The organism is Rhizobium sp. CBN3, from assembly GCF_030518245.1.
Lineage (GTDB): Bacteria > Pseudomonadota > Alphaproteobacteria > Rhizobiales > Rhizobiaceae > Rhizobium > Rhizobium aethiopicum_A.
The window spans coordinates 200382-213148 of the sequence record NZ_JAULSE010000012.1 but is presented as its reverse complement, the minus strand read 5'-3'; the positions used below and the strand labels follow the sequence as shown (position 1 = coordinate 213148).

6 protein-coding genes and 1 tRNA gene are annotated in these 12767 nt (G+C 61.4%); 2 read left to right on the top strand and 5 right to left on the bottom strand.

Features of this window, described 5'->3' with window-relative positions; genetic code table 11:
- From QWJ46_RS19680 to QWJ46_RS19670, 3 genes are all read right to left on the bottom strand, one after another.
- On the bottom strand, positions 1-2136 hold a 2136-nt coding region (locus QWJ46_RS19680), incomplete at its 3' end, for a M10 family metallopeptidase (protein ID WP_302753061.1).
- Between the two features lie 766 nt (positions 2137-2902).
- Positions 2903-2979, bottom strand: a tRNA-His gene (locus tag QWJ46_RS19675).
- A gap of 130 nt (positions 2980-3109) precedes the next feature.
- Entirely contained in the window at positions 3110-3559 is a 450-nt protein-coding gene (locus QWJ46_RS19670) for a phasin (protein WP_302753059.1), read from the bottom strand.
- A 213-nt stretch (positions 3560-3772) separates the two neighbouring features.
- Here QWJ46_RS19670 and QWJ46_RS19665 point away from each other — a divergent pair, with 213 nt between their 5' ends.
- Positions 3773-7570 (top strand): PAS domain-containing sensor histidine kinase, encoded by a 3798-nt coding sequence (locus tag QWJ46_RS19665; RefSeq protein WP_302753057.1) that lies wholly within the window; start codon positions 3773-3775, stop codon positions 7568-7570.
- Positions 7571-7825: 255 nt separating this feature from the next.
- Here the strand turns inward: QWJ46_RS19665 and QWJ46_RS19660 are convergent, their stop codons facing one another.
- Positions 7826-9778, bottom strand: coding sequence for an acetoacetate--CoA ligase (locus tag QWJ46_RS19660; protein WP_302753055.1), 1953 nt, complete (start codon positions 9776-9778; stop codon positions 7826-7828).
- A gap of 247 nt (positions 9779-10025) precedes the next feature.
- On the opposite strand from QWJ46_RS19660, the gene QWJ46_RS19655 reads away from it, so the two are divergent.
- Positions 10026-11918: an AsmA family protein gene (locus QWJ46_RS19655; protein WP_302753053.1), complete on the top strand. Its 1893-nt coding sequence runs from the start codon at positions 10026-10028 to the stop codon at positions 11916-11918.
- Between the two features lie 29 nt (positions 11919-11947).
- On the opposite strand, the gene QWJ46_RS19650 is transcribed toward QWJ46_RS19655, so the two are convergent.
- Positions 11948-12766, bottom strand: coding sequence for an ABC transporter permease (locus QWJ46_RS19650; protein ID WP_184459781.1), 819 nt, complete (start codon positions 12764-12766; stop codon positions 11948-11950).
- Position 12767 lies beyond the last annotated feature (1 nt).

Sequence of the window (12767 nt, the reverse complement as noted above, 5' to 3'; positions counted from 1 at the left end):
GACCACATAAATGTCGTTGCCGGCGCCGCCGTTCAGCGTGTCGTTGCCGATTCCGCCGTCAAGCGTGTCGTTGCCGGCGCCGCCGGTGATCGTGTTGACGAGCGTATTGCCGGTGCCGATGAAGCTGGCGGATCCGGTATATTGCAGGTTCTCGACATTGGTGCCGAGCGTATAGCTTGAAAGCGCCGTCTTGATCAGATCGGTGCCTGCATTCAGCCCTTCGGTGACCACGTCGCCAAGGTTATCGACAATATAGGTGTCGTTGCCCGCTCCGCCGATCAAGCTGTCCGCACCGGCCTTCCCGTCCAGGATGTCGGCACCTGCCCCGCCATTGATCGTGTTGGTGAAGCTATTGCCTGTCCCGATAAAAGTTCCCGTGCCGATATAGGTGAGGTTCTCAACATCGGTCCCAAGCGTATAGCTTGCCAAGGTCGTGCGAACCGTGTCGGTCCCTGCATTGGCCCCTTCGGTGACCACGTCGAAAGCATTGTCGACGATATAGGTGTCGTCGCCCGCACCGCCGATCAAGGTGTCCGCACCGACCCCACCATTCAACGTGTCGTTGCCAGCGCCGCCGGTGATCGTGTTGGCGAGCGCGTTGCCGGTGCCGGTGAAGCTGGCGGATCCCGTATAGGTCAGATTCTCGACGTTGTTGCTGAGGGTATAGCTTGAAATCGCCGTCTGGACTGTGTCCGTGCCCTTGTTCGCGCTCTCAATCACCAAATCGAGACTAGCGTCGACCACATAGAGGTCGTTGCCGGCACCGCCGATCAGCGTGTCGTTGCCGGCGCCGCCATCCAGCGTGTCGTTGCCGGAGCCGCCGGTGATCGTGTTGGCGAGGCCGCTTCCAGTGCCGGTAAAAGCGCCGGTGCCGATGAAGGTCAGGTTTTCGACATTGGCAATATTGGTCAAGGCATAAGAAGAAAGTGCCGTCTTGATCAGATCGGTCCCTTCATTCAGCCCTTCGGTGACCACGTCGGCTAGGACATCAACAATATAGGTGTCGTTGCCCGTTCCGCCGATCAATGTGTCGTTGCCGGAAAGGCCGTTAAGGGTGTCATTGCCGGCGTTGCCCCAGAGGGTATTGTCCGCCTCGTTGCCTGTGATCGAATCATTGCCGGAGCCGGCCTTAACGTTCTCAATCAACGACGCCGTATTGCCTTCATGAAGAAGGGCGTTGAAAATGTTGCCGCGGGCATAGCCGTTATTCGGACCTCCACCCAGGTAGGACAACTGTCCTTGAGAAAAAACCGAGTACCCGCCTGCTCGCAAGTCGATCTTGAGGGCGGTGGTATAAGCGCTCAAATCATAAGTATCGATACCGCCGCCATCCCAGATCGTAGCGAAGATGCGGTTGGCAGCGGGCGTGATGGCTGCGACGCCGTTGACATAGGTGATGCCCTGGTTCGGGTTCCACTTATAGACTGTATCGCCGCTATTCGTGGTGTAGTCGGCACCATACATTTCCTGCAGGGCGGCGATGTCGAGCATCATGAAGGTTTGTGGCGCGCCATCATGCTCGTACTTGGCCCCGCTCTCATTATCTCCAATAAATGTGTGGTAGGTCATGATCGTGTATTCAAGCGAGTCGTAGGCACTCGGAACGACCGTTACCCCTTGGTGAGCATGTTTCAGTCCGAGAGCGTGACCCAGCTCGTGCGCCAAGGTTTGGCCCGCATAGTTGCCGAACCTGGGGAAGCGATAATCATCTTCGGTGCCAGCATATCCCGTCCCGAACCAGATATCCCCACCCCGCCCGTCAACAGCTGGTAAATAGGCCCCTGCCGTATCCAGATAGGGGTCCGAGGTTTGAGCGAACCGCACGGTTGCTGTACCCGCGCTTCCGGCCTCGAAGTTGGCGTTCGTGAACCCCTCGACGGAAAAGCCGTCATTTGCCGCACTCCCGTAGGACTGCTCCATAAAGAACAAGGCGAGAGACTTCTGCTGCGATGATATTGGAGTGAAGGAATAGTATTTTTCATAGTATATATCGAAGCCATCATCGGCATACGACGACGAGGTCGTGGGAAACGCATAGGTTATCGTTCCGTCCCAGGCAGTGCCGCTGAAGAGCCCGTCAACTTTCTGATCCCCAGTCGAAATGACGCTCTTCGTCGAAGTAATGAGGTCCGTCATAAAATCCCCGTTTGCCTATTCCATTTCGGCCGCGCCTAACGCCGATTTCCTCTGCTTCATTTGGGGAGGAAATTCAACTAAAAGCTTTATTTCTGTTCAAGAAGGTTTGTGATCTTGGCGACCAGCGCTTATGAAGCGCTTTTTCCGCAACCTCTAACAAAGGCAAGAAGACATATTCCAGGATCCTGCGCTCTGCCGTCCGAACCTTCGCAATTGCTCGCATGACGGCACTTAAATTGAAGTTACGGTCATCTGCTGAAATTTAGTAAGTCTCCAGACTCATCGGGAAAACGAGGTCCGGATTTTTCGGCACCCCCGAACGTTGTCTCCGCCTGTCTTGCCGCGGGTCGGCTTCGCGGTTCCGATCTTTCGCAATTTTACTTGCGTGAGCGGATCGTTCCCTATCGAGTGGCGGATGTCGCAATTGCGGAGCTCGCTGCTATTGTATGCCGCACATGTAGCTCACCCCGCGGTATGGCACCATACGGACGGGTTGTGCTTCTCAAATGTTCGAGCTTGTGTGGCAAATAAGCAGCAAACTCGCTGTCGGAAGCGTAGGTTTCTTCAGGGCAACCCTCAAAGCCACGGGATGCTGCTTGTCAGAAGGCACGCCTCGTCTGCCGTTCGATGGGTGAAAGTCCGCGCTCTTCGCAAGACAATCAGCCTCGGCCAGGATCATTTACAGATACAGTCAAACGTCTGGACGTTTCGGTCGAAATAAGGCAGCCAGAACGATCTGTCTGATAGGGAGCTAACGTGGGGGAGATGGTACGGTTGGGGGGTCTCGAACCTCCGACCTCAGGTGCCACAAACCTGCGCTCTAACCAACTGAGCTACAACCGCATAAATCACGTTTGACGCGACGGGGGTCACATACGAGGACTTGACGATGAATTCAAGCCCCATTCCTCGTCAATATACAAAAAGGCTGGACGCGAGGTCCAGCCTTTTGTTTCCGGCAGGTCAAACCCGATCAGGCGACCTTGAAGGATGCAATGGCCTTTTCGGCGGCTTCCTTGGAGGGCTTTGCGAGCTTTTCGGCAACCTGCTTGGTGGTTTCCTGCATCGACTTCGCCTGATCGACGGCGAGTTCGGCCTGCTTGCGCAGGAACGAGGTCTGCAGCTCGACGAATTCGGCGACGGACTTGACGCCGAGCAGTGCTTCCATGTGCGAGAGCGAGGTTTCGGCGTTGACGCGCAGTACGTCGATCGCCTTCAGGCCGATCTCGACGGTGCCGGCCTGGGCCGTCTGGACGGTGGCTTCGAGCGTCTTGCCGGCTTCTTCGCCAGCGGTCTTCAGCTTGGCATAGGCGTCTTTCGACTGCTGGGCGCCCTTTTCAGCGAATTCGCGGAAGGATTCAGCCAGCTTGGAGGGATCGAAAGAAGCGATTGAAAAAACGTCATCGGTCTTTATGGTAGCCATGGGTCGCATTCCTTTGGGCTAAGGCAGTTGCTGCCTGTGATCATCGAATGACGTCTATATAGAACATATAATTGTGCATTGCAACATAAATTGTGCGACGCACAAGTCGTTAACCCTTTCGGCTGAAAGCACCCCGCTGTTCTGGACCGGCATGCGACCTGCAGTTATTAATAAGCCGTTAATTTAGAAGGCCGACAGCGACAAGGTTTGATCATGCCCGCAGTCCAATACCCGTTCATCGATATCGCCGTGCATGCGCGGGTGCGGGAACGCTTTTCACGCGGCGAGGCAATGGTGCTGTTTTCGGCCGATCTTGCCCGACTGCTCTGGGCAAACGGCGCAGGTGCGGAGCTTTTCGGCCATTCGGCGGTCTACGACCTGCTCGACCAGGGAGCCGATCGCACCGACATCACCTTTCGGCAGCTGGAAACGGCGGCGCGTCAGCTCGCCGATGTCGGCGACAGCCGCAGCCTGATGATCCGCGTCGCCAAGGGCTTTCAGCGCGTGCAGGTGCAGGCGGCGGCCGAACTGATCCGGCTTTCATCGGGCGAGAAAGCCATTCTGTTTTCCGTGCCGGTGTCAGCAAGGCCGCTGACGGCGGGCGCTGCGGCGGCCCAGATGCTGCAGGGACTCGATGATCCCGACACGCATATGGCCGTAATCGGCGCCAATGGCGAGGTCATCGCGGCCTCGCCGGGCTTTGCCTCGCTCGCCATATCAGGCGAGACCGCAAAGGCCTTGATCAACCTTGCCGGCGCGCACCCCGACCGCCTGGTAAAGCGCCCGGTCGCCACCGGCAGGGGCTATCTTCCGGCCGCGGTCGGCAGGCTCAGCGACGAGCCGGCGCTCAATTTGCTTTTTGCCGTGGAAACCGCGATCGGTCATCTCGATCCGACCGACGCGCCCGTGCTCGACGCAGTCGATGCACCGCCGCAGGCGGCTGACGCGCCGGCGGGGGAAGAGGGCACGTCGTCATCCGAACTTCCTCCGCAAGGGGCGGCTGCGGCGACCGGCTTCGGCGCGATCGTCGATGCGGTCTCGGGGATCGAAGAGGTCGAGGAGACGCTGGAGGAGATCGCCGACGACCGGGAACATCCGGCCGAGGCAATTGCCACAACAGCAGAGGCGGCGGTTGCCGACGAGAATCCGGCCGCAGACGAAGCCCCGGAGAACGATGACGGCGCGACCGAGAGCCGCATGGATGAGGTCGACCAGCCCCCGGCGCCCCCCGTCGACGACGCAAGCAATTCCGCCGACGAGACAGCGGAAGCGACCGTGATGGCGGAGACACCCGCTGAAGCCGGCCAAATGCCGGTCGATGAAGCGCCGGAAGCCGTCCGCAAAGAGCCAGCCATCGCAACCACCGCAGCTATTGATGCGCCCCCTGCCCCGTCGCTTGCGCCCGAGCCCGGTTTTGTCTTCAGGCCGAACAGCCGCGCCACCCGCTTCGTCTGGAAGATCGATGCGGAAGGCCGGTTCAACGAAGTCAGCCACGAATTTGCCGAGGCCGTCGGTCCGCATGCATCGGCCATCACCGGAGCCGCCTTCAGCGATATCGCCGCTCTCTTCAATCTCGATCCCGACGGCAGGATTTCCGAGGCCCTTGCGCGCCGCGACACGTGGTCCGGCAAGACGATCCTCTGGCCTGTCGAAGGCACCAGCCTGGTCGTTCCGGTCGATCTCGCCGCACTGCCGACCTATACCCGCAACCGCGACTTCGACGGGTTCCGCGGCTTCGGCGTCGTCAGGCTTTCCGATGCGCAGGAGGATCCGCTGGCGCTCGGCCTGACGCTCGGCCCGAACGGCGTCGGCCATGATGCGGCAGGCCTCGGTCCCGCGGCCGACGCTGTCACCGAACCGGCACACGACATCGACGCCGCGCCCGAAGCGGCCCCGGCGGAAACGATCGCGGTGGACGCGATCGAGGACCACCCGCAGACCGAAGAGACGCCTTTCGAAGCGACCGGAGAAGAGGCCGGCTTCGCGCCGCCCGCCCGGGAGAGCGCCGCCGAAGAGATCCAGGAGAGCACCGGTGAAGCGCCGGCGGCCGATGCCGCAGACGAACCCCCGGCGCTTCGCATCGTGGAAACGCCCAATCGCCGTTCCACCGACAAGGTCGTGCAGCTTCACAGCACAGGCGCCGCATTGACGGCCGCCGAACAGGCGAACTTCCGCGAAATCGCCAAGCGCCTGGAAGCCTTCGGTGCCCGCAGGGAAGAGCCCGACGCCCCGCCGACGGGCACTACTGCTACGGAATCAGCATCCTTCGAAGAAAGAGCGGAAGCCATCACCGGCGAAACGCCCGCCGCCGATACGGCCGACGCCGCTTCGGTCGAGCAGACGGCGCCGCAGGAGGCAATCTTCGAGAACGCGGTCGACCCGCTGCGCGAAGACGCCGCTGAAGAACCCGACGCCATCGCCGAGGACGAGGCGACGGAAGGGCTTGAGGAGACGGTCAGCCAGATCGAGGTTCTCACAAGTTTCATCCCGCCGCGCGTGAAGATGGTTGACGGGCTTTCGGCCGGTACGGTCGACCAATTGCCCGTCGCGGTGCTTATCCATGTCGGCGATGCGCTGATCCATGCAAATCCCGAATTCATGCGGCTGACGGGCTACCACTCGCTCGACGCGCTGCGTGAGGTCGGCGGTATCGAAGCCCTGCTGCAGCGCCGCGAACTTGAGGAAAAGGCAGCCGGTTCCGGCACCATGATGCTCGTCAAGGCCGACGACACGCTGACGCCGGTGACTGCGCGGCTGCAATCGGTGCGCTGGCAAGATACCAATGCTCTGATGCTGGCGTTGATGCCGGTGGAAGGCAAGGAAGATGGCCGCGGCGACGGCAATCGGGCCGAAGCGCGTCCGGAGCGGATGGTCGAGAAGGTCGCCAAGCTTCAGGTCGAGGTCGAGGAATTGCGCTCGATCTTGGAAACGGCGACCGACGGCGTCGTCGTCATCGGCATCGAGGGCGATATCCGTTCGATGAACCGGTCGGCGAGCGCGCTGTTCAATTACGACGAGCAGGAGACGCGCGGCAAACCCTTCGTCATGCTGTTTGCCCATGAGAGCCAGAAAGCCGTCCTCGACTATCTGAACGGCCTTGCTGGCCACGGCGTGGCAAGCGTGCTGAACGACGGGCGCGAAGTGATCGGCCGCGAAGCCGGCGGCGGCTTCGTGCCGCTGTTCATGACGATGGGCCGGCTCACTTCCTCGAACGGCTATTGTGCCGTCATCCGCGATATCACCCAGTGGAAACGCACCGAGGATGAGCTGCGCAACGCCAAGGGCGCGGCCGAAACCGCCAACGCCCACAAGACCGATTTCCTCGCGCGCGTCAGCCATGAAATCCGCACCCCGCTCAACGCCATCATCGGCTTTTCCGACATGATGGCCGGCGAACGCTTCGGTCCGATCGGCCATCCCCGTTACATCGAATATGCCAACGATATCGGCCGCTCCGGCCGGCATGTCCTCGATATCGTCAACGATCTCCTCGACATTTCGAAGATCGAGGCGGGCGAGATGGATCTCGACTTCGCCGCCGTTGGCCTCAACGAGGCGGTCTCGGAGGCCGTCGCCCTCGTCCAGCCGCAGGCAAACGGCCAGCGCGTCATCATCCGCACGGCGCTGTCGCATTCGGTGCCCGAGGTCGTAGCGGATCTGCGCTCGATCAAGCAGATCGCGCTCAACATCCTGTCGAACGCCATCCGCTTTACCCCGTCGGGCGGACAGATCGTCGTTTCCACCTCCTACGAGGCGAATGGCAGCGTGGTGTTGAGGGTCCGCGATACCGGCATCGGCATGACGCGCGCCGAACTCGACCATGCGATGAAGCCGTTCCGCCAGGTCTCCTCGACACAGTCACGCCATCGCGGCGACGGCACTGGGCTCGGCCTGCCGCTGACCAAGGCGATGGTGGATGCCAACCGGGCGACATTCTCGATCAATTCGGCGCCGAACGAAGGCACGCTCGTCGAGATCACCTTCCCGTCGCAGCGCGTGCTTGCTGGTTGATCTCTATCGACGGGGCGGAGCCACCAGAACGCTGCGCGGCAGCAAAAAAAAGGCAGCCAGAGGCTGCCTTCAAATGGGTGCTGTTCAACAAGAGCTCAGTCGATCAACGTCATGTTTCGTAAGCCCGGAGGCTTCAGGCCGCCTCGTTCATGTGCGGCCCCCAAGTTGTTTCACCTTTGACAAAGGTTTCTTAACGAAAGGTTTCGAGGACAAGGGATTGCTGAATGGTGAAAGCTTGTGGTTTACGATTGCTTATCAGTCCCTCAGTTCGCTCAAATCAGCGAAGAGCCGCAGCGCTTCGGGATTGGCGAGCGCCTCCTGGTTTTTCACCGGCCTGCCGTGCACGACCTCGCGCACCGCAAGCTCGACGATCTTGCCGGATTTGGTGCGGGGTATATCGGCTACCGCGATGATCTTTGCCGGCACGTGGCGCGGCGAGGCGCCGGTGCGAATACGCGTCTTGATCGCCTTGATGAGATCCTCGGTCAGCGTCACACCAGGCGCAAGGCGGACGAAGAGGATGACACGCACATCGTCATCCCACTCCTGGCCGATGCACAGCGCCTCGGCCACCTCGTCCATCTGTTCCACCTGATTGTAGATCTCGGCCGTGCCGATGCGCACACCGCCGGGGTTGAGCGTCGCATCCGAACGGCCATGGATGACGAGACCGCCATGCTCGGTCCATTCGGCAAAATCGCCGTGGCACCAGACATTGTCGAATCGGTCGAAATAGGCGGCGCGATATTTGGCGCCGTCAGGATCGTTCCAGAACATGACAGGCATGGAGGGGAAGGCCTTGGTGCAGACGAGTTCGCCCTTCTCGCCGCGCACCGGCTTGCCGTCGTCGTCCCAGACGTCGACCGCAAGACCGAGACCAGGACCCTGGATCTCGCCGCGCCAGACCGGCTGCAGCGGATTGCCGAGCACGAAACAGGAAACGATATCGGTGCCGCCGGAGATCGAGGCGAGTTGAACGTCCTCCTTGATACCCTCATAGACGAAGGTGAAACCCTCGGGTGACAGCGGCGAACCGGTGGAGGTCATCAGCCGGAGGCTGGAGAGATCGTGGCTTTTGCGCGGCGTCAGCCCGCCCTTGCGCACCGCATCGATATATTTTGCCGAGGTGCCGAAAATCGCGAATTTTTCCGCCTCGGCATAGTCGAACAACACATTGCCGTCAGGTGCAAAGGGCGAGCCGTCGAACAGGCAGAGCGTGGCGCCGCTGGCGAGCCCGCTGACCAGCCAGTTCCACATCATCCAGCCGCAGGTGGTGAAGTAGAAGAGCTTCTCGCCCGCCTGCAGGCCGCAATGCAGCCGGTGCTCCTTGAGATGCTGCAGCAGCGTGCCGCCGGCCGAATGCACGATGCATTTGGGCACACCGGTCGTGCCCGAGGAAAAGAGGATGTAGAGCGGATGGCCGAAGGCAAGCGGCGTAAAGGCGATCTCCTTGGCCTCATAGGGCGCAATGAAGGCTTCCAGCGTCGAAGCCCCGGGTGTTTTGTTCGCCACCGCCTCGGCATCGCCGGCATAGTGGACGACGATCGTGGGGACAGCGAGGCTTTTCGCCACCGCGGCAACCTTGGGGCCGACATCCTGCAGCTTGCCGGAATACCAATAGGCGTCGCAGGCGATGAAAAGCCGGGGGCCGATCTGGCCGAAGCGATCGAGCACGCCCTGCTCGCCGAAATCGGGAGAGCAGGATGACCAAATGGCGCCGATCGAGGCAGCGGCGAGCATGGCGGCGACGGTCTCCGGCATGTTTGGCATCATGGCGGCGATGCGGTCGCCCTTGCCGATGCCGCCTGCCCTGAAGGCCTGCTGCAGCCTCGAGACCAGCGCGCGCAGCCGATCCCACGACCAACGGTCTTCGGCCTTGTCCTCGCCGCGGAAGATGATGGCGTCGGCCTCGCCGCGGCCGGGCAGCAGGTTTTCGGCAAAATTCAGCGTCGTGTCGGGAAAGAAGCGGGCGCCGAGCATGCTGTCGCCGTCGACGAGCACCTCTGCGCCGCGCTCTCCCTTCACGCCGCAGAAATCCCAAACCGTCGACCAGAATTTCTCCCGCTCGGCGACCGACCATGCATGCAGATCGTCGAAACCCGAAAGCGAAAGCCCGAACTCGGCGTCGCAGCGCTCGATGAAGGCATGGATCGGGCTTTTTGCGACCGCCTCGGCCGAGGGCACCCAAAGTGGCTTATTGTCCTGCATTCATTCCTCCTCCCCAATGCCGTCTTTATATCATGCTGCATTGCATTATAAAGTGCGCAACGGTCCGATCCCAAACCTAAACTGCTGGCATAAACCGGATTCATGCGACGCGGTTCGGCTCTTCGTTTTATGATGTCACTGTCCCGGAACCGCTGCACGCTTCCGGGCGACATGCATTGGATTTGCATAGGCCGGATATTTCATATATCGGGCGAAATCAGCGCTTAACCGGTAATCGGCGGAAATCATGGCTACGTCTAGACATCGCAGGTGGCGCAGGAAGATCGGGCCCGTTTCGCGCTGGCTTCCGGCCTTTGCCCGCATGTCGACACTGCTTCTGCTCATTGCGCTTGCACTGTTCGTGGCCCTCAGGGTCGCGGCGCCCTATCTCATCACGACGGGTTTCGTGCGCTCCGGCATCGAGGATGCGCTGTCGAAATGGACGGGCTACCATGCCGAGATCAAGGGCACTCCGGTTCTCGAATTCTGGCCGACGCCGCGCATCACGCTGAACCAGGTCACCATCCGCCAGCCGCGCGAAAGCGGCGACAAGCTGCTTGGCAGCATTGAAAGCCTGTCGGCCGATTTCAGCCTCATCGATGCGCTGAGAGGCCGGACGAGTTTCCACGAATTCCGTCTGCTGCGGCCCAACCTGGCGCTGACGCGTGACGAGAACGGCCTGATCGACTGGAGTTACGCCGGCCAGCTTGCGCGCGCGATCAGCGGTGTGCGCTACGAAAACGGGGCTGAGGTGCTCGACCCCGCTCTCGATGCCGAGATCGGTGCGGTGACCGTCGAGGACGGCACGCTTGCCGTCACCGACGTCAAGAGCGCCAAGACTTACAATTTCGACAGCGTCACGGCCGACATCGGCTGGCCACGGCTCTCGGGCGCGATCTCGGCTGTCGTGATCGCGCGTATCAACGGCGTGGATCTGAAGGTGGATTTCGCCTCGCGCCAGCCGCTGCTTGCCTTTGCCGGCAAGAGCGCCGAGACGCGGACATCGCTGACGTCAAACCTGCTGACGGCCCGTTTTCAGGGGATCGCCAGCATCACCAGCCTTTCGTCGCTTTCCGGCAATATCGCCGTCAGCATTCCCGATGTGCCGGCGTTTCTGACATGGTCGGGCAGATCGCTCCCTGGCGTCGGCACGCTGAAGAGCGCCTCGCTGGAATCCGACATCATGTCGTCGGGCAGCGGGCTGCGTTTCAACGATCTCAGCCTGTCGCTGAACGAGGCGAGCGCTACCGGCGTGATGGACCTTTCGACTAGGGCCGGCAGACGGCCGAAAATCGGCGGAACGCTCGCCTTCGACCAGATGAACCTGAAGCCGTTCCTCGACGCTTTCGCGCTGAGACTGGCGGCCGGCGAGGCGGAGGAAATCTCCACCGGCATCGGCGAACCGCTGCAGTTGCTCGATGTCGACGTCAGGCTTTCGGCGCGGCGCGCCGAGATGGGCCGCTTCGAGCTTTCCGATGTCGGCGCCAGCATGATCGTCACCGGCGGCGAGGCGAAATTCGATATCGGCGACAGCGGCTTCGAAGGCGGCGAAATGACGGCGCATCTGGAGGCGACGCGGCGTGACTTCGACGGCGGCGGCAAACTGCAGCTGTCGATCCGCGATGCCGACTTCGCCGGCCTTGCCGAGCGTCTGCAGCTCAAAGGGCCGCTGCCGCTTGCGACGGGATCGCTCGATCTCGACCTGCAGTCGTCGAAGGCGATCTGGACGGCCGGTCTTGCCGACGTCACCGGCAAACTGCATTTCTGGACGAGGGAAGGCACGATTCCCGGCGTCGACACCGGCGCGCTCAGGACGCAGGCCGCCGAAAAGCCGTTCTTTCCGCTGAGTGCCGCAGCTGGCGGCGCCTTCGCCTTCAACCAATTGGACCTTCAAGCCGATTTCGCCAACGGCTCTGCCGAAATCCATGACGCCCATGTCGTCGGGCCGACGCAGACGCTGGCGCTTTCCGGCGTGATTACCTATCAGTCGAACGGGCTGGCGCTTTCCGGTTCGCTGGAGGCGACCGATCCGGCCAAGGCGGCAGAGCTGCCGCTTCTGCCGTTCTTCGTCGGCGGCTCTTGGCCGAACCCGGTGATCTCGCCGGTTCCGCTTTTTGGCGGCACGCCCCACGCCCAATAAAGAGCCCTGCGTCCAATAGGGCATGCCGCTCAGGCGCCGGCGGCAGCCGCCCGCTCGTCGCGCTCGCGCTGCACTTCTCGCCGCTTGGTGATCACGGATGCACAGATAACACCGACCGCGACGATGGCGATCAGGATCGTGCAGATCGCGTTGATCTCGGGCGTCACCCCAAGGCGCACCTGGCTATAGATCTTCATCGGCAGCGTGGTTGCGCCGGGGCCGGAGGTAAAGCTTGCAATCACGAGGTCGTCGAGCGACAGCGTGAAAGCCAAGATCCAACCCGAAAACACCGCGGGCGAGATGATCGGCAGCGTGATCTCGAAGAAGGTCCGCACCGGCGGCGCCCCCAGATCCTGGGCGGCTTCCTCGATCGACTGATCGAAACTCAAGAGCCGTGATTGCACGACGACGGCGACGAAGCACATGGTCAGCGTCGTATGCGCCAGCGTGATCGTCCAGAAGCCTCGGTCGAAGCCTATCGCCACAAAGAGCAGCAGCAGCGACAGACCGGTGATGACTTCGGGCATGACGAGCGGCGCATAGACCATGCCGGAAAAAAGCATGCGGCCGCGGAAGCGGGTATAGCGCACCAGCGTCAGCGCCGCCATCGTGCCGAGGATGGTCGCGAAGGTGGCCGACAGCAGACCGACACGGATCGTCACCCAGGCGGCATCGAGCAGGGCCTGGTTCGAGAGCAGCGACACATACCATTTGGTGGAGAAGCCGCCCCAGACGGTCACGAGTTTCGATTCGTTGAAGGAAAAGACCACCAGCAGCACGATCGGCAGATAAAGGAAGGCAAAGCCGAGCACGACGGAGATGACATTGAAACGGGTCCATCTCAGCATG

Excerpts from the sequence above, each read along its gene's own strand:
- QWJ46_RS19665 (WP_302753057.1), top strand. The coding sequence starts at position 3,773 with ATGCCCGCAGTCCAATACCCGTTCATCGATATCGCCGTGCATGCGCGG.
- QWJ46_RS19660 (WP_302753055.1), bottom strand. The coding sequence starts at position 9,778 with ATGCAGGACAATAAGCCACTTTGGGTGCCCTCGGCCGAGGCGGTCGCA.
- QWJ46_RS19655 (WP_302753053.1), top strand. The coding sequence starts at position 10,026 with ATGGCTACGTCTAGACATCGCAGGTGGCGCAGGAAGATCGGGCCCGTT.
- QWJ46_RS19650 (WP_184459781.1), bottom strand. The coding sequence starts at position 12,766 with ATGCTGAGATGGACCCGTTTCAATGTCATCTCCGTCGTGCTCGGCTTT.
- QWJ46_RS19670 (WP_302753059.1), bottom strand. The coding sequence starts at position 3,559 with ATGGCTACCATAAAGACCGATGACGTTTTTTCAATCGCTTCTTTCGAT.